Origin of the sequence: Acinetobacter sp. SwsAc5 (genome assembly GCF_013391485.1) — a bacterium.
Lineage (GTDB): Bacteria > Pseudomonadota > Gammaproteobacteria > Pseudomonadales > Moraxellaceae > Acinetobacter > Acinetobacter towneri.
Window position 1 is genome coordinate 1 of the sequence record NZ_JACAXD010000020.1, and the last position, 22,175, is coordinate 22,175.

The window sequence follows — 22,175 nt, forward strand, 5'->3', positions numbered from 1 at the left end:
CCGGTGATTCATACGATAATGCTTTGGCTGAAACGGTGAATGGCTTATACAAAACAGAGGTGATTGAATATTTAAAAGCGGATTGGCAAGGTTTAGCGGATGTACAACTTGCGACACTAAACTGGGTCGATTGGTTCAATAAAGAACGTGTACACAGCGCACTGGGTTATGTATCGCCTTTTGAGTTTGAAGCAATGTACTATGATAAGATTAATCCGTTAGGTCAGGTGGCCTAACTTAAATAAAAAAGTCTCCGACAAACCTGGTACGGTTCATGCGGTTTTTTTCTACGTTTAGATAGTGGCATGAGAATCTATTTTCTTGGAAAGGCAGTAAGAATATTAATCATATTGATTTGAAATATAAAACATATATAAGCGATGAGGCACATATATCTTCGGATATTAAAAATCATTATGTTAAGAAGACAAATTGTTTAATATTTCACATGGGGGATCAACCGAGCCAATCTGCTAAATATTGCTAACAACAAAGCCGACGATTGAAAGTTGGCTTTTTATTTCGTTGAAAATTCAGATAATTATTCATCAAGATATAGAGCCTAGCGAACGAGTGTTGAAGCAGGGTGAAATAGAAAATAAAGATATACATTGGTATATTTAATTAAAATATCTTTTAATATCATGGTGTTATTGTTTGGATATAGTTCTGACCCTCGGGACCATATAAAGGAAAAGCCCTCAAGCATATTAAGACTTGGGGGTTTTTTATTGTCTGAAATTAATAACTTATATCAAATCCCTAGAAAATTTTCGATGATTCTATTAGCCACATATCAGGTGGTCACTTCGTAAAATGAGTACCCGATCTTTGTTTGGATACTCATGGTGGAATCAGATGTTAAGCTTAAATTATTAGATCAATACAATAATCAAATGTGATTGATCGGGTGTCTTATAGGGCTTGTGGTACTTAAAAGCTTTATTAACTATCTAAAGCTACTTTGATGACATCTGCAATTGTCTCAGTGGTGACGCCTCTTTTTCGAGCATTCTCAGAATGGAACCAAGTTGCTAAGTCTTTATTGCCTTTAGATGCATTGCAGCCAACACAGCACAATGCAATATTGGATAAGGTTGTTATTCTTATATCGTTGATAATGTGTTCCCAAGACTTCTTATTAGCTCTTTCAGTGCCAAACTTTTTGCCGCAATATACACAGCACAGGTCTCGCTCCGAGACCGCATCTTCTATGTGCTTTGGTATTCCCCATGAATTTGCCATTTTAGGTTTTCCTTATTTTATGGCTATAGTTGAATGAAAAATCCTAACCTTTGATAACTCACATTCATAAAATTTAGATCTAAGCATAAAATGAAATAGTTGTCATAACACTATATAAATGAGGGTGTAAAAAAACCAGCGCCGAAGCGCTGGTTTTTTACATCACTAACTTAGGTTAGTTTTGCATCATCTTATTGAGCTGCATCAAGTGCAGCATTGAATGTTGCGCTTGGACGCATTACTGCATTCACTTTAGCTTGATCTACTGCGTAGTAACCACCGATATCAACCGATTTACCTTGTACTTCCGCAAGTTCAGCAACAATTTTGTCTTCGTTTGCAGCTAAAGCTTGTGCAAGTGGTGCAAACTTCGCTTTCAACTCAGCATCTTCATCTTGAGCAGCAAGTGCTTCTGCCCAGAATTTTGCCAAGTAGAAGTGGCTGCCACGGTTGTCCAGTTCGCCAGTACGACGTGATGGAGACTTGTCGTTATCAAGTAATTTGCTGGTCGCTTGATCAAGAGTTGATGCAAGTAATTTCGCACGAGTATTATCTTCTTTAATACCCATTTCTTCTAAAGAAGCAGCAAGCGCAAGGAACTCACCTAATGAATCCCAACGTAAGTGGTTTTCTTCAACAAGTTGTTGTACGTGTTTAGGCGCAGAACCACCCGCACCAGTTTCGTACATACCACCACCCGCCATTAACGGAACGATAGATAACATTTTCGCAGAAGTACCAAGCTCCATAATTGGGAACAAGTCAGTGAGGTAGTCACGTAAGATGTTACCTGTTACAGAAATGGTGTCTAAACCACGCGCAACACGCTCAAGTGTATAACGCATCGCACGAACTTGTGACATGATTTGAATATCTAAACCAGTCGTGTCGTGATCTTTTAAGTATTTTTGAACTTTCTTGATCACTTCGTTTTCGTGTGGACGGTACGGGTCTAACCAGAAAATTGCTGGCATACCAGAGTTACGTGCACGTGTTACTGCAAGTTTAACCCAGTCGCGAATAGGTGCATCTTTCACCTGACACATACGCCAGATGTCGCCTTCTTCTACGTTTTGAGTCATCAACACTTCACCAGTGTCAATATCAGTGATGTTTGCAACACCTGCAGCAGGAACTTCAAAAGTCTTGTCGTGTGAGCCGTATTCTTCAGCTTTTTGCGCCATCAAACCTACGTTTGGCACAGTACCCATCGTACGTGGGTCGAAGTTACCATTCCACTTACAGAAATTGATCATTTCTTGGTAAATACGCGCGAAAGTAGATTCAGGCATTACTGCTTTACAGTCGTAAGGTTTACCGTCAGCACCCCACATTTTACCGCCACCACGAATCATTGCAGGCATAGAAGCATCTACAATTACGTCGTTTGGAGAGTGGAAGTTGGTGATGCCTTTTGCAGAATCCACCATTGCAAGTGCAGGGCGGTGTTCTTGGCATGCGTGTAAATCTTCGATGATTTCTTCACGTAAAGAAGTTGGTAAGGTTTCGATCTTTTCATAAAGACCTGCCATACCGTTGTTGACGTTAATGCCAAGTTCTTCAAACAATTTACCGTGTTTTTCAAACGCTTCTTTATAGTAAATTTTCACACAGTGACCGAATACAATCGGGTGTGAAACTTTCATCATGGTCGCTTTTACGTGTAAAGAGAACAAAATGCCTGCTTCTTTACAATCATCCAATTCTTTTTCATAGAAGTCGCAAAGCGCTTTCTTGCTCATGAACATAGAATCGATGATTTCGCCGTCAAGTAACGCTACTTTTTCTTTCAGTACAATGGTTTCACCAGATTGAGTGATGAGTTCCATTTTTACGTTACGTGCGCGGTCAAGCGTCATCGATTTTTCGCCATGGTAGAAGTCGCCTTCATCCATGTGTGAAACGTGAGTTTGTGACCATTGCTTCCATTCACCCATAGAGTGCGGGTGTTTTTTCGCATAGTTTTTCACTGCAGCAGGTGCACGACGGTCAGAGTTACCTTCACGTAATACAGGGTTTACTGCTGAGCCTAAGCATTTGCCAAAACGAGCGCGTAAAGCTTTATCTTCTGCAGTATTTTCATTTTCAGGATAGTCAGGAATTGCATAGCCTTTTGCTTGTAATTCCTTGATACATGCAACTAACTGAGCAACTGAAGCACTGATGTTTGGAAGTTTGATGATATTGGTATCTGGATCTTGCGTGAGACGTCCAAGCTCTGCGAGGTTGTCGGCTACCTTCTGTTCTTCGCTTAGGTATTCCGAGAATTCAGAGAGTACGCGTGCTGCTACAGAGATATCACTCTTGACAATCTCGATGCCAGCAGGCTTAGTAAAGGTCTCAATGATCGGCAGTAGAGAGTAGGTCGCCAACAATGGCGCCTCATCGGTCAGTGTGTAAATGATTTTTGACTTTCCACCAGCCATATATAGCCCCTTGCTTTGATTGAGTTTTTTAGGAGCGAGATGATGACTCAGCCCCTGCGAACCGATTTGCCTAATTTAACCTTGAGAGTATCGACTCTCTATGCATTTCAGTCAACGTAATTACAGTGATGACGCCATTTCGCTACGAAATGATGTGTCGCATTTGTGCGAGTCAAGACACGGCTTAATGTAAAAATGAGCCTATTTAAACCTAAAAATCGCCTTGAGTATTTACTGTTGAAATACTAATCAAATCGTATGATGAAGATATGACATCAAAAATATATGTATATTTTATTATAAATTAACCAGTTGAGGGTTCGACTTAAGTCGAATGTTTGATAAATAACCGATGAAAATGATAGGTAAATATATTTATTCTATTTATTTTATATGTTTATCAATATGTTGCTTCTATTTTTTACAGTGTGATGCAATGTAAACTCTTGTATAGAAGTTGAGATTTTCTTCAAAAACGGAGGGAAATCTACAGATAAAAAGCCTGATTTATATTTTAAAAGTTTAGATCTATTTTTATGGTCCAAATTTTACAAAAATAAGCGTATTTTTTAGTGGGTTTGTAGCACCGTTTGATCCATCAAAAATCATAATCAAGCGTGAGCTAAACCCTTGTTAATCCATAGATGAAAAAATCAAGTAGTAAAGAAGAAATGCCGAGTTGTTACGCAGTTTTTTAAATTAGTTTGAAAGCTTGTGTTTTGTGTTAAAGTTTGTAGGTTAACTCTGAATTCAGTGGATGAGTTTTGTAGACAAAATAATTCATAGGCGCGGCACACTTTAATTAACGAGGCAAAAATGAAAATACAGTTGCTGGAAATTGGTCCTGAAACGGAGCAACTCAGTGCTTGCACACTCTCGTTATTATTGGGTGTACATACGCCAAGTAACCAAATTGATGGTTTTTTGAAGTTTGCCCGTCAAATGCTGCAAGTAGATCATGCCATTTTGACTTTTAAAAATGAGCCGTACATCTGGTATTCCACCAATCAAGTTTTTAAAGCCTTTCGTGCCAACCCAAACGCACGGTTAGACGCTTTCTTTCAAGGTCAGCAACTGATTGAACCTCAACATCCTCAATATGCAAATTTTGTGCAGCACATCGCAAGTTTGGGGATAGAAGCCGCGCGCCTAATCGCACTGGATTTACTCAAAACCGATGGCGAGTCGATTGGGCAGTTGTTGTTATTTGATCATCGTGAAGAAGCGTTTAGTTTAGGTGCTTTGCCGACAGTGGCGGAGTTTGCTGCAGGTTTGGTGCGTTATATTGAATTAAAAGTTGATTATGCAAGCTTAAAAGAACTGTATGAACAGCAGTCTGCATTGAATTTTAGTAAAACCAAATTTTTCCAAATTATTGCGCATGATTTGCGCGCGCCATTTCATGGCTTATTGGGGTTTTCGGAAGTTTTAGCGCAAGAGCGCGAAACTTTGGATGATTCTAGTATTCAAAATATTGCCGACTATTTATTCGACACAGCACAATCGACCTATAACTTGCTAGAAAGTTTATTGAATTGGGCGATGGCAGAGGGTGGACGCTTTGTGTATCACCCAATTAATTTTGAGTTAAAGCAATCGACCAAAATTGTTTGCGATGTGTTGAAAAGTTTGGCAATCAAGAAAAATATTGAACTGATTGATCAAGTTGAAGAAGGCATTAAAGTTTATGCCGACATCAATATGATTACCTCGGTGATTCAAAATTTGGTGTCGAATGCGCTGAAATTTACCTTTACCGATGGCACAGGCAAAGTCATTTTACGTGCAGAGCAAACAGAAACCAGTGTGGATATTTATATTCAAGATACGGGTTTGGGCATGACTGCACAACAACTCGAAACGCTGTTCGAGCCTAAACTTACTGTTAGTTTTAAAGGCACTGCAGGTGAAAAGGGTATTGGTTTAGGTTTGGTGTTGTGTAAGCGTTTTGTCGATTTGAACCACGGGCAAATTGTGGTGGAATCGAAAGAAGGTGTGGGAACGACTTTTAAAGTCAGTTTGCCAATTGCGACCAGTAGCCATCAAGTATTAAGTAAAGAAGCGTTATTATCTGAGAAAACTTAATTTCAAAGTTTATATACAAAGCAAGCAAAAGCCTGTGGATGTTTAAAATCATCCACAGGCTTTTTTTATCGTGATCAATTTAGATCAACTCTTGCATTATTGAATGTTTTGAATCGGACTACCACCCAACGCTTGCAATAAAGTCACATAGGCGTTGTATTGGTTTTGCTTGGTCTGCAATAAACTTAAACGTGCATTGCGGGTGGTTTCTTGTGCATCTAGCAGGTTTTTTAAGGCAATCGCACCATGCCGATAACGCACCTCAGTTAAGCGTTCAGTTTTCTCTGCCAGTGCTAAATTGCGGCTTTGCAGCGCGACTTGTTGATTCAGCGCGGTTCGTGCTGACAGTGCATTTTCGACATCGGCAAAGGCTTTATATAAAGTTTGTCGATATTGCACAATGGCTTTTTCATATTCCAAAGCATTCACTTTTAGATCGCGCTGCATATCATTCCATTGCAAAAATGGCAGGGTTAAACCTGCACCTAAAGTGGCAATTGGGTTTTTTAGGGCATCGCTTAAAGAGGTATGCGCGCCTGTACCGACACCTGTACTGAGTGTGCCTGTAAGACTGATGGATGGGTAATAACTGGCTCGATTGGCATCTTTATTGGCCAAGGCTTTACGTAAACGTAATTCGGCTGCACGTAAGTCGGGACGACGTGACAGCAGTTCTGCAGGTAAGCCAGCAGTAATATTCGGTAAACGAACAACGGCTAAACTCTGTGGTTCATTGATATTCAACATTTGCACAGGTTGATGCAGTAAAACTGCCAAGGCGGTGCGTGTTTCAACTTTTTGCTGTGCAATTTGGCTCAAGGTTGATTTTTGACTTTGCAGGGCTTGTTCGGCTTGGTTTAAATCCAATCCTGAAACTGCACCCGCGCGATATTGCGCACTGACCAATTGATACGTTTTTTGCGTACTGGCAAGGTTTTGTTGTGCGACAACATAGCGTTCATTTAAATAACCCAATTGCCAATATAAATTGGCAGTGGTTGCAATCAGGCTTTGTGCGGTGGCTTGTAAGTCTTGTTCGGTGGCTAAGGCTTCCCAACGTGCAGCTTCAGTCTGATTGGCAAGTTTACCGAATAAGTCCAATTCATAGCTCAGTCCGGGATAATTCAGCGAAATCCCACGCGCTGTATCACCATTGCCCTCTAAACTAAATTGATGCCCTGTAGAAATACCTGCATTGCCAATCCGGACACCTTGCTGACTTTGGCTTTGTTTGGCTTGTAATCTGGCTTGTTGTAAATTCAGTCCTGCAACCGCGAGGTCACTGTTACGCGCCAAGACTTGTTCAACCAATTGATTTAAAGCAGCATCGTGAAAGAGTGTCCACCAACGGTCTGTATTTAGTTGTGCAAGGACTTGCTGGCTTTTTTGCTGCTGCTCAAACTGTTGAGGAATATTTACAGCAGGTGCCTGATAAGGTGTTTTGACTACGGCTGCACAACCCACTAAGCTGCTGCCAAGAAAAAGCGCAGTGACGAGTTGGCTGAATTGTCGTGACTTCTGGTTAAATCGCATCATCATTCCTTACTCTAATTCCTTATTCTCTAGATAGCGCATCGACAGGGTTCAGTTGGGCAGCATTACGTGCAGGAATAAAACCGAACACAATTCCAATCAGGCTTGAACAGACAAAAGCGGCTACAATCGAGGTGGTGGAGTACGCCATTTGAAAGGTTCCACCTGCCACATGATTAATCAATTGCCCAATTCCGAGTGCGAGCAAGACGCCAAGTACACCGCCTAAAATACACACTAAAATGGCTTCAATTAAAAATTGCTGCAAAATATCGCTTTGTCGTGCGCCGACTGCCATGCGTACCCCAATTTCTTGGGTGCGTTCTGTGACAGAGACCAACATGATGTTCATTACGCCAATTCCACCGACCACCAGTGAAATCACTGCAATAGCAGAAACCAGTAAGGTCATGGTGGCGGTAGTTTGTTGGATGGTTTCACGGATACTGTCGGCATTTTGAGTAAATACATCCTGCGCACCATGACGCTGTACCAACAGACTTAGGATGGCATTTTCTGCTGCAGCACTTGGATATTCATCTTTGACTCGTACAATAATGCTGCGCACATGGCTTTGGCCAAGCATGCGGCTCATTACCGTAGAGTAGGGCAAATACACATTTAAGCTGTCGGCATTGCCCATCATGCTTTTTTGTTCTTCGACCACGCCAATAATACGGCTGGGTACGCTGCCCAATAAAATTACTTGCCCGACAGGGTTGCTGCCATCACTAAAAAATGTATTTTTGGTGTTGTGATCAATCACCACATCTTGCGCTTGTTCCAGCACGCTGTGTTTGTCAAAAGGCTGACCCGACTGGAAGTTCATGCCGCGCACATAGAAAAAGTCTTCGCTCACACCATTGACTGTGGCAGAAGCCTCGGTGTCTTTAAAACGTACTGTGACGTTGCTATTGACCGATGGGCTGACCCCATCCACATAAGGTTGTTCTGCCAAAGCATCGGCATCGGCAGGAATTAGGGTTTTAAGCTGAGATGAGCGCGAGGTATCACCAAAACCACGCCCTTGAAACACGGTGATGGTATTGGTGCCTAAACTGCTGATGTTTTCTAAAATTTGTTTCTGTGAACCATTGCCCAGTGCCACAACAGATACAACCGAAGCGATCCCGATAATAATCCCGAGCATGGTTAAAAAGGTGCGCATGCGATGTGCATTCATCGCCAGTAGCGCCATGCGGAAGGCTTCACCTAAACGATCAAATACAGAGCGCCAAGCTGAAGTTCTTTTTTGTGGCGGATGTTGCAAGGTTTGTTGAGTAATATCATCCTGATCGGCAGGTGTGTTGGGCTGATCAGAAATAATAAGCCCATCACTGATTTCAATAATCCGTGTGGCATTTTTAGCGACATTATGGTCATGTGTGACCAAGATGATGGTGTGACCTTTGGCATTCAGCTCACGCAAAATCCGCATCACTTCAATACCGCTATTCTTGTCGAGTGCACCTGTGGGTTCATCGGCAAGAATCACATCGCCACCATTCATCAAGGCACGTGCAATGGATACACGTTGTTGTTGCCCACCTGAAAGCTGACTTGGGCGGTTTTGGGTTTTATCGGCTAGACCTAAATCACTGAGCAGCGCAGTTGCGCGAGTTTGTCGTTCTTCAACATCGGCACCTGCATAAATTGCAGGCACTTCGACGTTGCCCGCAGCGCTTAAATCACCCAATAAGTGATAGCGCTGGAAAATAAAACCAAAATATTCACGACGTAGCTGTGCCAGTTCATCGGCTTCAAGTTGTCGGGTTTCACGTCCTTTGACTTTATAGCTGCCAGTGGTGGGTTGATCCAGACAGCCCAAAATATTCATGAGAGTGGATTTCCCCGAACCCGACTGACCTACAATGGCAACCAATTCACCTGGGTAGATCTTCAGGTCAATGCCTTTGAGAATCTGCACTGTAGATTCACCCGCAGGGAATTCACGGGTCAGATTGGTGACCTCTAACAGAGGTTGTGACTGACTCATCTTACATTCTCACTGATGGGCCAACACGACCACCACGCTTCGCCGCATCGTTTGAGGTATCGGAGCCATCGGCAATAATGACTTGATCGCCCAGTTTTAAGCCACGAATGACTTGTACTGTTGCACGGTTATTTAAGCCAAGCAATACCGATTGAGGTCGAGCTGAGCCATCGGCTTGCAGTACACGTACCATGCCTAAAGAGGCTTTACCTTGATCAACCAAGGCTTTTTCATTGGCTGTCAATTCCAAACGGGCAGGGCGTTTGGCAGAGCTGGCATCGGTATTGTTGCGTTCAGTACGTGCGTTGCTGTCTGAATTATTGCTGTTGCTACGACTGCGTGAACGGTTTGCACCTTGCACCGCAGCAGCAGGAATGGTCAGCACATTGCGCGCTTCTGCCAAAACAATGGATACTTGTGCAGTCATATTGATGCGTAGTTTGCCGTCTTCATTTGGTACGTCAAATAAAGCGTTGTAGTACACGGCAGAACTTGAAGATGATGAGGTGTTGTTATTGCTTTCGGTATTGATGGATTTGGGTGCAGGTTCTACCTGACGTAAAGTAGCGTAATGTTTTTTCTCACTGTTGCCCAAGGTGGTGAAATAAACCGTTTGTCCTTCTTCGACCTTCATCACATCCGCTTCAGAAATTTCTGCTTTTACAGTCATGGTGTCAAGTTTGGCTAATTTAACAATCGTGGGCGCACTTTGATTGGCGTTCACGGTTTGACCTTCTTCGGTCACAATTGCGACGACAGTGCCATCCATTGGGGCAAGAATACGGGTATAACCTAAATTTTCTTTAGACGTGTCTAAAGTTAGGCGTGACTGTTCAATTTGAGCGTTAATGGCAGCAATTTCTGCTTGTGAAGTTTTATAGTTGGCTAAGGCAGTTTCAAGTTCGGCACGTGAGGTCGCATCTTGCGCATACATGGCTTGTTGACGCTGATATTCTGCTGCGACTTTGGCGAGATTGGCTTGTCGAACCGCCAATTGTGCCTGTTGGTTTTTAATACTGGCTTGTGCTGTTTTAAACTCGTTTTCCTGTCGTACAGAGTCAATTTGGGCAATCAACTGTCCTTGTTTGACCTGATCGCCTAACTGAACATACATTTTTTTGACTTGACCTGAAACCTGCGCACCAACGCTGACCATTTTGGTGGCTTCAAGCACGCCTGTTGCTAAAACCGCACTTTCAATATCTCCACGGCTCACTTCGGCAGTAATGTATTGCGGTTGTTGTTCTTTGGGTTTTAAAAAATACCAAGCGGCAAATGCCAGCATCAGCGCAATGATAATTCCCGCAATAAGTTTGGTCGATTTTATTTTTGGCATGAGTCAAAAAACAGAAAAAGAAATTAAAAGGATTATAGAAGTGAAATAAGGATAAATCGTGAATTTTTTGAAGAAACTGCAAATGAGAATTATTTATTAGTGGTTTGAGCTAGATTTAATACAGTCTGAGTACGGTATTACATCCATAAAAAAAGTGAAAATAGCATCTGTTAACGAGGTGGGGTAGTTTGTTTCATCTCTATGATAATTTTATGAATTTTTATGATAAATGCTGAAAAATACAACTATGGTCTAAGTTGCTTAAAAAACCTTATTTTCTATATGGATTTAAAAATTAAAAGCGGCTAGTATCAAATTCCATAAAATAATTATGGATTTAATCATTAGGATAATACGGCATCGGGACGATGCAATAAAACACGACTTTAAGCAAAAAATCTGAGGGGTAAATCATGGAATGGAGTGAGAAATTTAATATTGGAATTGATGTGATTGACAATCAACATCGACAAATTCTGGACTATATTAATGCGCTGGAAAAAATACGAGCGACAGGTGCGCGGGAGCAAATCAAAGAAGTCTTGGATGACTTGATTGACTATACGCAATCGCATTTTAGCTTTGAAGAAAACTTGTTGTCACAGGTCAATTATCAATACTTACCATCGCATCGCGGTATTCACGAACTCTTTGTGAAGCGTTTGAATGATTGCCGTCAGCGTTTTGCCAATGGCGAATCGGTAGAACATGACTTGTATCGTTTATTGTCTAAATGGTTGATTAACCATATTCAGCATGATGATCAGGATTATGTCGATGCAGTACGTGACAATATGCTGCATTATTTGCGTTCGCAGGAGCAGAAAAAAGGTAAAAGTTGGTTTGCACGTTTCTTTAGCTAATCCTCTGAAAAGCAGATGATTTTAAAAATTATTTGATGAAGTCTGCTTAATTAAGCCGAGTGAGAAGCAAACAGCGTTTTACCACAGAGTTCTGTAATGGCTTGTAGCACCAAATGTTCAGGGTTTTCCTTGGACATCCCTTTGATGGCGGCATCAATACGCAATAATAGGGCGGGCCATTGCAAGAAACTATTTGGATTTAAACGTCGCAAAGCTTGCTGATAAACACTGACTTTGTTTTTCCAAATACCCAGTTGCAAAGCATTTTGTGGTTGTTCAAATAATTGCATCAGCAGGCGCATTTCTTTGCTGATGCTCCACAAAATTAAACTCATGGCTTCACCCGAAGCCATGAGGTATTGAAAAATTTTCATGGCTTGCGCTAGATTTCCCGCCAGTAAAGCATCATTTAAATCGTAAGTGCTATAACGGGATTGATCTTGTAAACAGGCATGTAAATGTTCAATCTGAATCTGCTGAATTTCAGGAAAGGTGTCACTGACCCGCATTAAGCTGTTTTTGGCAGCCAAAAGGTTGTGTTCATGATGTTGTTCCAACCATTGCCACGCATCATGTCCCAATTGGATGCCAAGCTTTTCTGCTTCCAAACCTAAAATCTGCTGCCGATCTTTAGGATAATTCGCCGTGAGTGCAACATTGACCCCATTGGCATCAATCAACTGAAAAAAACTGGATTTCAGGCTATTGCTGTCCTGTTTTGGCATCACTACCAACAGCAAGTTTTGTTCATTGTGCTGAATATAACTTTTCAGTTGTTTTAGTGTGCTGGCATCGGGCTTGATATTGCCGTGTACTTCAACCGCCAATTGACTCGAAAACAGTGACAGACTGTTTAAGGCATTGAATACATTTTTCCAGTCGCTAACGCTATTTAAATCATAGCGTTGACGTTCGATCTCTTGTTTTTGCCAGCTAGCACGAAAAGCATCCAGCAAGTTTTGCTCGAGTAAAGGTTCTTGACCATGCAAAATCCATGCGCCACGTGCTTCATCAACACGTTTTAGGGCTTGTAGATAGTCAAGTTTCATAGATTAATCTGAACTCAGTTGCTTATTTATTAGGCGTGTAAACTGGTGGGTTGACCAAAGGTAAGCGGTTAGATGAAATTTGACGCACAATTTGCTGCGCAACATCATCAATAATCACTTCTCTTAAAAATTTTTGTTCTTGATCATCGGTATTCACAGTTGCCACATCGTATTGATAACTGCGCGTTGCCATGACGGTACGAGGTTCGGTGATCGGGTTGCCTTGCGCATCTTCAATACGGAAAGTCACACTCAAACGTAATAAGGTTTCTACCAGTTTGCCATTCAATTCCAAGCGACGTGGCGTATAGTCAAGTACACGCAGTACATAGGCATTAGGGTCATTGCTGAGTTGTACGCCCGCTGTACCCATGTGAATGGAAAGTTTTTCTTCTAATTCTTCAGCATTGCTCGGTAAAGCCAGACTCATTTTTGAATAAGCCACAGGTGCAATGCTTGGATTGGTGCCTTTAAGATGAAAACCACAGCCGACTAAGCCAGCACTGAGTCCACAAGTTAAAACAATGACTGCTAGACGTTGGCTAAAGTGCATGTGCTGTCCTCTGTAATATTCTTGAAAGTTTAAAAGCGGAAGTTGAGAATATCTTGATTGTAGGTGCAAAGCCCATTGACTGACAACGGGCTTTGTTTGGAAATTGTTTTAATTCCTTTTTTGTAGGAGGGTTTAGGGGGATTGTTTTATAAAATCCCTCCAAGCCTCCCTTTAAAAAAGGGAGGTTTAAAAGCACTTAAACCACCAAATTCACTAACTTATTCGGTACCACAATTTCTTTCTTGGTTGGCCCAGTCAAGAATGGTTGTACTTCAGGTAAGGCTTTGGCAAGTGCAAGAATGTCTTCTTTAGATGCATCTACTGCTACATCAAGCTTGCCACGTAATTTACCATTTACCTGCACCACAATCGTTTGAGTGTTACGGGTTAATGCAGACTCATCGACTACAGGGAATAGGGTAGAAGTTAATTCAATTCCGAACTCTGCCAACAAGGTTTGGCTCAAGTGTGGTGCAAATGGTGCAAGCAAGGTCAATAACGTCACAATCGCTTCGCGTTCAACCGCAAGGTCTTGTTCGTTTTGCGCTTCAAACTTGTTGCAAGCATTCAAGAGTTCCATCAATGCTGCAATTGCAGTGTTGAACGCATGACGACGCTCAATGTCATCGCCCACTTTTTGAATGGTTTCATGGGTTTTGCGACGTAATTCCTGTGCTGCTGTAGCAAGTTTGCTGCTGTCAATTGCAGTTGCATTGCTGCCTTTTTCAAGGAAACCTGCCGCCAAACGCCAAACACGTTTTAAGAAGCGGTTCGCACCTTCAACACCTGCATCTGACCATTCTAAAGACTGATCTGGTGGTGCAGCGAACATCATAAACACACGTGCAGTATCTGCGCCGTATTGGTCAATAATGGCTTGCGGGTCGATACCGTTGTTTTTTGACTTCGACATTTTTTCCTGACCGCCAACAATTACTGCTTGACCATCGCCCATGTATTTAGCCGAAAGAACGCGACCTTTTTCGTCTTTTTCAAGTTCGATATCGGCTGGGTTAAACCAAGTTTTCTTGCCGCTTTCTGCTTCGCGGTAGAAGGTGTCAGCCAAGACCATGCCTTGAGTCAGCAAGTTGGTAAATGGCTCATTGCCTTGTACCACGCCTTCATCACGCATAAGTTTGTGGAAGAAACGCGCGTACAATAAGTGCAAGATGGCGTGTTCTACACCACCAATATATTGATTAACTGGCAACCAAGTTTGCGCAGCTTCAGGCTTGACCATACCACCTGTAAAATCTGGAGATGCATAACGTGCATAATACCAAGATGATTCTACAAAAGTATCTAAGGTATCGGTTTCACGACGTGCTTCGCCACCACAGCATGGGCAAGTAGTTTGATAGAATTCAGGCATTTTATTTAACGGGTTGCCTGAGCCATCTGGCACAACATCGGTAGGTAAAATGACAGGAAGCTGATCTTCTGGAACTGGAACTTGTCCACATTTTTCACAGTTGATCATCGGAATTGGGCAGCCCCAGTAACGTTGGCGTGAAACACCCCAGTCACGTAAACGGAATTGTACTTTTACATTGGCTAAGCCTTGTGGCTCTAATTTCGCTAAAAGTGCATCAAAAGCCGCTTGGAAATCTAAACCATCAAATTCGCCTGAATTGACCAGTTTACCTTCTTTAGAACCGTACCATTCTTGCCATTGGGTTGTGTCAAAGTCCGCATCGTCTGCACCTTTGGCATCAATCACCTGAATAATTGGCAATTGGAATTTATTGGCAAACTCAAAATCACGCTCATCGTGTGAAGGTACAGCCATCACCGCGCCAGAACCGTAAGACATCAACACATAGTTGGCAATCCACACAGGTAATTCTTTACCTGTTACTGGATGCTTCACAAATAAGCCAGTCGCCATGCCTTTTTTCTCGGCAGTGGCAAGGTCAGCTTCTGCCACAGAACCCATGCGGCATTCTTCAATAAAGGCTTTTAATTGTGCATTGTTTTCTGCTGCTTTTAACGCCATTGGATGTTCTGCAGCAACAGCCACATAAGTTGCACCCATTAACGTGTCAGCACGCGTTGTAAATACAGTCAGACCATCTGCATAAATTTCAGGATTTGCCGATGGGAATGTGATTTCCATCCCTTGCGAACGCCCAATCCAGTTGCGTTGCATGGTCAAGACTTGCTGTGGCCAGCCATCTTTTAAAGTTTCTAAATCGTCTAATAATTCTTGGGCATAATCGGTAATGCGGAAGTAGTACATTGGAATATCGCGTTTTTCTACCAATGCACCTGAACGCCAACCACGACCATTTTCGACCTGTTCATTGGCCAAAACTGTTTGATCGACAGGATCCCAGTTGACTGTCGAGAGTTTGCGATAAATTAACCCTTTTTTATACAGTTGCACGAATAACCATTGTTCCCAGTGGTAATACTCTGGGGTGCAAGTGGCAAATTCACGATCCCAATCTACTGCCAAACCTAGTTTTTTCAATTGGTCGCGCATGTAGGCGATATTTTCAAAAGTCCATTTAGCTGGGGCAACCTGATGCGCAATCGCTGCGTTTTCAGCAGGTAAACCAAAAGCATCCCAACCCATAGGTTGTAAGACTGTTTCACCTTTTAAACGGTGAAAACGGCTAATTACATCACCAATGGTGTAGTTACGCACGTGACCCATGTGCAGTTTGCCGCTTGGGTAAGGGAACATCGAGAGGATATAACGATGTGGACCTTCGACTGTGTCGGCAACTTTAAAGGCTTTACGAGATTCCCAGTCGCTTTGGACTTGGGGTTCAATCGCACTGGCTTGATATTCAGGGTCAATGTGAGTAGTCATAAGGTTAAATCAGGAATAAACGGTTAAAAAAAGTGTGTCACACAGCATAGCGCAAAATGCAGCTAAATTGAATTTTGCGCGTTGGATTGTGCAGGAAAATTTAAGCGAGTCGCACTTTGTGGCTTAAAACTTAAAAAACTTGTGGGTTGGCACGTTCTTGTTGTGCCTGATTTAAAGCTGCATTGGCTTCACGTTGTTGCTGATCCATGGCTGGATTTCCTGCAGGATGATTTGCGGTTGGTGTCGCTTGTTGGTTTGTTGCATTTGCAGCAGTAGGTGCAGGGTTGTCAGCAGGATTTGCAGGAGTGGCAACGGTTGGTGCTGAATTTCTCCAGCCATAGGTGTCGACTTTACCTTTTTTCTTGGCAGTTTTTGGCGGCGGTGTCGTGGTGTAATGGGTTGAACCATTTGCATCGACCCACTTGTAATATTGTTTTGCACAAACTGAGCTAGTGGCAAAAATTAAAATCAAGCTTGCAGAAAGACAACTCAAGCGGATCATTGGCGTTTTCATGTTTGGAAGTCCTGAGCAAAAAGGGTAAATGGCAGAAAACCAATTACAAAAAATCATGTTGGCTAAATTTTAGCAATAATTCCCCATGAAGCTAGGATTTATTGACAATTTTTCGATGATTTTTATCTGCAATATTGCCTCTTCAAAATTGGAGCATTGGCTTGCCAATTTGCGAGTTAAAATAAGCTGAAATGCGTTGGTGAATCATAACCAAGCGATTTATATATTTTTTAATTCATTCTTTATTTTTATGTATGTGATATGAAAAAATTATAAAAAATTCAGCAAATCTCTGAAATTATTTGTTTTATATGGAAATATTAGACTTTGGATTAAATTGTGATGGATGACACAAAGCGTAAAAAAAATACCCAGTTTATAAATAAAGCAGAAAAAGCCGATTTTTAAACTTGACTTTAGTCGGGTAAACTACAAAAATGCACACTTTAGTTTTATGTGCCTTAGATCGATCACCCTTCGAATAAGTGTCATGTCATGCAATGGGCAACTTCTCTAGCCGAGAAGCTGAACAAAGCTTATAAAATGTGTTTACCCCAACACGTTTTAGATCTCATATTGCTTATACGGTAATCAGATCAGAAATTTTTCCTATTGCCATGAAAACTATGAAATATGTGTGCTATAACAGTGCAGGAATTAATGAACAAAACACTGCAGGTGTCTCCCATTTTGCAGTGACAAGACTAGGGTGAATCACGTTGGAACTTTTATCTGGTGGTGAAATGCTCGTTCGCGCATTGGCGGACGAAGGCGTTGAGCATGTTTTTGGATACCCAGGCGGCGCAGTACTTCATATTTACGATGCGTTCTTTCAACAAGACAAAATTAATCATTACCTTGTGCGCCATGAGCAAGCTGCTGGTCATATGGCAGATGCCTACTCGCGCGTAACAGGTAAAACAGGTGTGGTGCTGGTGACTTCAGGTCCTGGTGCAACCAACACGGTAACTCCAATTGCAACGGCTTATATGGACTCAATCCCAATGGTGATTTTGTCTGGTCAGGTTGCAACACACTTAATTGGTGAAGATGCCTTCCAAGAAACCGATATGGTGGGTATTTCACGTCCGATTGTAAAACACAGTTTCCAAGTGCGTCATGCAAGCGAAATTCCTTCAGTGATTAAGAAGGCATTCTATATTGCATCTTCAGGTCGTCCTGGTCCTGTGGTGGTTGATATTCCTAAGGATGCAACCAACCCAGCAGAAAAATTTGCTTACGAATACCCAGAAAAAGTGAAGATGCGTTCGTATCAACCGCCGCATCGTGGTCACTCAGGTCAAATTCGCAAAGCAATTGATGAGCTATTAAATGCCAAACGTCCTGTGATTTATTCAGGCGGTGGTGTTGTACAAGGCAATGCTTCTGAGCAATTGACTGAACTTGCACACATCTTAGGCTTCCCTGTAACCAATACATTAATGGGCTTGGGCGCGTTCCCAGGTAATGATCCACAATTTATTGGTATGTTGGGCATGCATGGTACTTATGAAGCCAACATGACCATGCATAATGCTGATGTGATTTTATGTATTGGTGCGCGTTTTGATGACCGTGTAACCAATAACCCTGCAAAATTCTGTCCAAATGCCAAAGTCATTCATATTGACATTGACCCTGCGACCATTTCAAAAACTGTCATGGCACACATTCCAATTGTAGGTGCGGTTGAACCTGTACTTCAGGAAATGTTGGTTCAATTGAAGCAATTAAATGTGTCCAAGCCAAACCCTGAAGCGATTGCTGCATGGTGGAATCAGATCAATGAATGGCGTAAAGTTCATGGTTTGAAATATGACAAACCAACCGATGGCACGATGAAGCCGCAACAAGTGGTTGAAGCTTTAGACAAAGTGACCAATGGTGATGCGATCATTACTTCTGACGTAGGTCAGCACCAAATGTTTGGCGCGAACTACTATAAGTACAAGCGTCCACGTCAATGGTTGAACTCTGGTGGTCTAGGTACTATGGGTGTAGGTTTACCGTATGCTATGGCGGCTAAACTGGCTTATCCAGATCAACAGGTTGTATGTATCACGGGTGAAGCATCGATTCAGATGTGTATCCAAGAGCTTTCTACCTGTAAGCAATATGGTTTAAACGTTAAGATCTTATGCTTGAATAACCAAGCTTTAGGTATGGTTAAACAATGGCAAGATATGAATTATGAAGGTCGTCACTCAAGTTCTTATGTTGACTCATTGCCTGACTTCCCTAAATTGATGGAAGCTTATGGTCACGTTGGTATTCAAATTAACCATGCCGATGAGCTTGAGTCTAAGCTTGCAGAAGCGATGGCGATTAATGACAAATGCGTATTCATTAACGTAATGGTTGACCGTACAGAGCACGTTTATCCGATGCAAATTGCGGGTCAATCCATGAAAGATATGTGGTTAGGTAAAGGGGAGCGCACAGAATGAGACACATTATTTCCGTTCTCGTTGAAAACGAATCAGGTGCGCTTTCTCGTTTAGTGGGTTTATTCTCTCAACGTGGTTATAACATTGAGACTTTAAACGTTGCGCCAACCGAAGACCCAACACTTTCACGTTTAACGCTTACAACTTATGGTGATGATCATAAAATTGAGCAAATCACCAAACAACTGAATAAATTGGTTGAAGTGGTTAAAGTGGTCGACCTGTCAGAAGGCCCGCATATTGAACGCGAATTGATGCTGATTAAAGTCAAAGCATCTGGTGCTGCACGTGCTGAAATTAAACGTACTGCAGACATCTTCCGTGGTCAAATTGTGGATGTCACACCAACGACTTATACGGTGCAGCTTGCGGGTACAACTGAAAAACTAGATGGTTTTATTGACGCGATTGCTGAAAACACCATTTTAGAAGTTGTGCGTTCAGGTGTGTCAGGTATCGCACGCGGCGAAAAAGTTTTAACCATTTAACTAAATTTCATAGTTAATTTTACTCATCGAATTCATTCCATCTCAAAGGATGGAGAGCTTACTCAAGTACTGAATAGACAAGTACTTGAGTAAGATAGGAATCCAAAGCATTTTAGCGGAGACAGCAATGCAAATTTTTTACGATAAAGACTGCGACTTATCTATCATTCAATCTAAGAAAGTAGCGATCATTGGTTACGGTTCACAAGGTCACGCGCACGCGCTTAACCTTAAAGATTCTGGCGTAGACGTAACTGTAGGTTTACGTGCTGGTTCTGCTTCTTGGAAAAAAGCTGAAAATTCGGGTCTTAAAGTTTCTGAAGTTCCTGCTGCTGTTGCTCAAGCTGATTTAGTTATGATTTTGACTCCAGATGAGTTCCAATCACAACTTTATCGTGACGTGATTGAGCCAAACATCAAGCAAGGCGCAACTTTAGCATTTGCTCACGGCTTCTCTGTACTTTATAACCAAGTTGTTCCACGTGCAGACTTAGATGTAATCATGGTTGCACCTAAAGCACCTGGTCACACTGTACGTTCTGAATTCCAACGTGGTTCAGGTGTTCCTGATCTTATCGCGATTCATCAAGATGCTTCTGGTAATGCACGTAACGTTGCACTTTCTTACGCTTCAGGTGTAGGCGGTGGTCGTACAGGTATCATCGAAACTTCTTTCCGTGAAGAAACTGAAACTGACTTATTTGGTGAGCAAGCAGTTCTTTGTGGTGGTGCTGTTGAATTGGTTAAAATGGGCTTCGAAACTCTTGTTGAAGCTGGTTATGCACCAGAAATGGCTTACTTCGAATGCTTACACGAGCTTAAATTGATCGTTGACTTGATGTTCGAAGGCGGTATCGCTGACATGAACTATTCAGTATCTAATAATGCTGAATATGGCGAGTATGTAACAGGTACTGAAGTAATTAATGAACAATCACGTGAAGCAATGCGTAATGCACTTAAACGTATTCAATCTGGTGAATATGCGAAGATGTTCATCCAAGAAGGTGCGTTGAACTACCCATCAATGACAGCTCGTCGTCGCCAAAATGCGGCGCATGGTATCGAGGTTACGGGTAACAAATTACGTGCAATGATGCCTTGGATCCAAGCGAACAAGATCGTAGACAAAGAGAAAAACTAATTTCTCGAATCAGTCGATTTGAATTTGAAAGCCCACTCAATTTGAGTGGGTTTTTTATATTTATAGTTACGTGCCTTAAAACGACTAAAGCAGTGCTTTTACTCCTTGCGCTTCATTCAAAGCAGTGCTTTAGAATTCGCTCAGACCTGGGATTCAAGAGAACAAGATTGTAGACAAAGATAAAAACTAAGTTTTAGTTTAATCTTTAAAAAAACCTTATATTAAATAAGGTTTTTTGCGTATGAAGTAAATATTGCTACGTGCCTTGCGCTTCATTTAAAGCAATGCTTTGAATTCCTTGCGCTTCGCTGAGAACAATGTTTTCGCTCCTTGTGCTTCATTCACAGTAGGGTTTTGGGTCCTTGTGCATTATTCTAATCATCCATCCCAAATACGTCGCGCGTATAAACCTTGTTATGCACATCATGCAGCAGTGAACATTTACGGTTACAGACAATTAAATCGGCACGTTGTTTAAACTCGGCTAAATCGTGAATTACTTTAGAATTTAAAAACTTTTTCTGATCTAATTCGGGTTCATAAATAATCACTTTTATGCCATAAGCTTTCAGATATTGCATCACGCCTTGTATAGCCGAGGCGCGGAAATTATCTGAACCACTTTTCATGGTCAGGCGATAAATCCCAACTACTTTGGGTTGTTGTTTGCGAATGGATTCTGCAATAAATTCTTGACGGGTTTGATTGGCATCTACCACGGCTTTAATCAAGTTGCTCGGAACTTGAGCATAGTTTGCCAGTAATTGTTTGGTGTCTTTGGGCAAGCAATATCCGCCATAACCGAAGGATGGATTGTTGTAAAACTGACCAATTCGTGAGTCTAAACAGACACCATCAATAATTTGCCGTGTGTCTAGGTTGTAGATTTGAGCATAGGTATCTAACTCATTGAAATAAGCCACACGCATCGCCAGAAAAGTATTGGCGAATAGCTTAATCGCTTCGGCTTCGGTAGCGTCGGTAAACAGCACCGGACAGTCTTTTTTGATGGAGCCTTCTAACAGCATATTCGCAAAAAGTTTGGCACGTTCTGATTTTTCACCCACAATAATCCTCGAAGGATAAAGGTTGTCATGTAGCGCTTTACCTTCGCGCAAAAATTCAGGTGAAAAAATAATATTTTCGGTGTGATATTTTTGTTTGATGTGTTGGGTAAAGCCTACAGGTACAGTGGATTTAATCACCATAGTGGCTAGAGGATTAATAGCCAATACATCTTGAATGACTGCTTCAACACTTTTTGTATTGAAGTAATTGTTTTCTGGGTCGTAGTCGGTAGGGGTAGCAATAATCACAAAATCTGCATGTTGATAGGCATCGACTTTGCAATGTGTGGCTTGAAAATTTAATTCTGGTTTTGCTAAAAAATCAGAAATTTCTGGGTCGCGAATGGGCGAGATGCGTTGATTGAGCAATTTAATTTTTTCTGCTTGTAGATCATAAGCTACAACTTGATGATATTGAGCAAAAATCATGGCATTAGATAAACCGACGTAACCTGTACCTGTAATTGCGATTTTCATATTCAATCAAATTTCTTATTATTTATATATTTTTAATGTGATGAAAATTTATTCAAGCTCGATGACGGTTTGGTGAAGGTTATATGTCGAGTCATTGAGGATATGTAGCTTTGCTTACTTTAAATGCTTTGATC

The 22,175-nt window shown here is 41.7% G+C and carries 16 protein-coding genes; 6 read left to right on the top strand and 10 right to left on the bottom strand.

Annotated elements, in window-relative coordinates; translation table 11 throughout:
• The coding region (locus HYG89_RS11405; RefSeq protein WP_141112804.1) for an integrase core domain-containing protein at positions 1–236 on the top strand (236 nt) is incomplete at its 5' end.
• A gap of 709 nt (positions 237–945) precedes the next feature.
• Here the strand turns inward: HYG89_RS11405 and HYG89_RS11410 are convergent.
• On the bottom strand, positions 946–1,245 hold the full coding sequence (locus HYG89_RS11410; protein WP_178867553.1) for an HNH endonuclease: 300 nt from the start codon (positions 1,243–1,245) through the stop codon (positions 946–948).
• 191 nt (positions 1,246–1,436) lie between these two features.
• Positions 1,437–3,671 carry an NADP-dependent isocitrate dehydrogenase gene (locus HYG89_RS11415; protein WP_178867555.1) on the bottom strand — a complete coding sequence of 745 codons (2,235 nt, stop codon included), beginning with the start codon at positions 3,669–3,671 and terminating at the stop codon, positions 1,437–1,439.
• Between the two features lie 816 nt (positions 3,672–4,487).
• On the opposite strand from HYG89_RS11415, the gene HYG89_RS11420 reads away from it, so the two are divergent.
• Entirely contained in the window at positions 4,488–5,756 is a 1,269-nt protein-coding gene (locus HYG89_RS11420; RefSeq protein ID WP_004974961.1) for a sensor histidine kinase KdpD, read from the top strand.
• Positions 5,757–5,852: 96 nt separating this feature from the next.
• On the opposite strand, the gene HYG89_RS11425 is transcribed toward HYG89_RS11420, so the two are convergent.
• From HYG89_RS11425 to HYG89_RS11435, 3 genes are read right to left on the bottom strand one after another with little or no spacing between them, the layout of a single operon-like run.
• A complete protein-coding gene (locus tag HYG89_RS11425) occupies positions 5,853–7,289 on the bottom strand; it encodes an efflux transporter outer membrane subunit (RefSeq protein ID WP_178867612.1) in 1,437 nt (478 codons plus the stop codon).
• Positions 7,290–7,311: 22 nt separating this feature from the next.
• Positions 7,312–9,285: a MacB family efflux pump subunit gene (locus HYG89_RS11430; protein WP_178867558.1), complete on the bottom strand. Its 1,974-nt coding sequence runs from the start codon at positions 9,283–9,285 to the stop codon at positions 7,312–7,314.
• A gap of 1 nt (position 9,286) precedes the next feature.
• Complete coding sequence (locus HYG89_RS11435) at positions 9,287–10,621, bottom strand: efflux RND transporter periplasmic adaptor subunit (RefSeq protein ID WP_178867560.1); 1,335 nt, start codon at positions 10,619–10,621, stop codon at positions 9,287–9,289.
• A 413-nt stretch (positions 10,622–11,034) separates the two neighbouring features.
• Here HYG89_RS11435 and HYG89_RS11440 point away from each other — a divergent pair, with 413 nt between their 5' ends.
• Entirely contained in the window at positions 11,035–11,484 is a 450-nt protein-coding gene (locus HYG89_RS11440) for a bacteriohemerythrin (RefSeq protein ID WP_004974971.1), read from the top strand.
• Positions 11,485–11,534: 50 nt separating this feature from the next.
• On the opposite strand, the gene holA is transcribed toward HYG89_RS11440, so the two are convergent.
• The 4 genes from holA to HYG89_RS11460 all read right to left on the bottom strand — a co-directional run bounded on the left by holA (position 11,535) and on the right by HYG89_RS11460 (position 16,418).
• The gene (holA, locus tag HYG89_RS11445; protein WP_178867562.1) at positions 11,535–12,533 is read right to left on the bottom strand and encodes a DNA polymerase III subunit delta; all 999 of its coding nucleotides are present in this window, start codon (positions 12,531–12,533) and stop codon (positions 11,535–11,537) included.
• Positions 12,534–12,555: 22 nt separating this feature from the next.
• The gene (gene lptE, locus HYG89_RS11450; protein ID WP_178867564.1) at positions 12,556–13,086 is read right to left on the bottom strand and encodes an LPS assembly lipoprotein LptE; all 531 of its coding nucleotides are present in this window, start codon (positions 13,084–13,086) and stop codon (positions 12,556–12,558) included.
• A gap of 196 nt (positions 13,087–13,282) precedes the next feature.
• A complete protein-coding gene (gene leuS, locus HYG89_RS11455; protein WP_178867566.1) occupies positions 13,283–15,904 on the bottom strand; it encodes a leucine--tRNA ligase in 2,622 nt (873 codons plus the stop codon).
• A 130-nt stretch (positions 15,905–16,034) separates the two neighbouring features.
• On the bottom strand, positions 16,035–16,418 hold the full coding sequence (locus HYG89_RS11460; protein ID WP_178867568.1) for a DUF4124 domain-containing protein: 384 nt from the start codon (positions 16,416–16,418) through the stop codon (positions 16,035–16,037).
• 719 nt (positions 16,419–17,137) lie between these two features.
• Here HYG89_RS11460 and HYG89_RS11465 point away from each other — a divergent pair.
• The 3 genes from HYG89_RS11465 to ilvC all read left to right on the top strand — a co-directional run bounded on the left by HYG89_RS11465 (position 17,138) and on the right by ilvC (position 20,497).
• Entirely contained in the window at positions 17,138–18,865 is a 1,728-nt protein-coding gene (locus HYG89_RS11465; RefSeq protein WP_178867570.1) for an acetolactate synthase 3 large subunit, read from the top strand.
• Positions 18,862–19,353 (top strand): acetolactate synthase small subunit, encoded by a 492-nt coding sequence (gene ilvN, locus HYG89_RS11470; protein ID WP_004974986.1) that lies wholly within the window; start codon positions 18,862–18,864, stop codon positions 19,351–19,353. The genes HYG89_RS11465 and ilvN overlap by 4 nt, the downstream gene beginning before the upstream one ends.
• A gap of 127 nt (positions 19,354–19,480) precedes the next feature.
• Positions 19,481–20,497, top strand: a complete 1,017-nt coding sequence (gene ilvC / locus HYG89_RS11475) for a ketol-acid reductoisomerase (protein WP_004974988.1) — start codon at positions 19,481–19,483, stop codon at positions 20,495–20,497.
• 374 nt (positions 20,498–20,871) lie between these two features.
• On the opposite strand, the gene HYG89_RS11480 is transcribed toward ilvC, so the two are convergent.
• Positions 20,872–22,041, bottom strand: a complete 1,170-nt coding sequence (locus HYG89_RS11480) for a nucleotide sugar dehydrogenase (protein WP_178867572.1) — start codon at positions 22,039–22,041, stop codon at positions 20,872–20,874.
• Between the last annotated feature and the right edge of the window lie 134 nt (positions 22,042–22,175).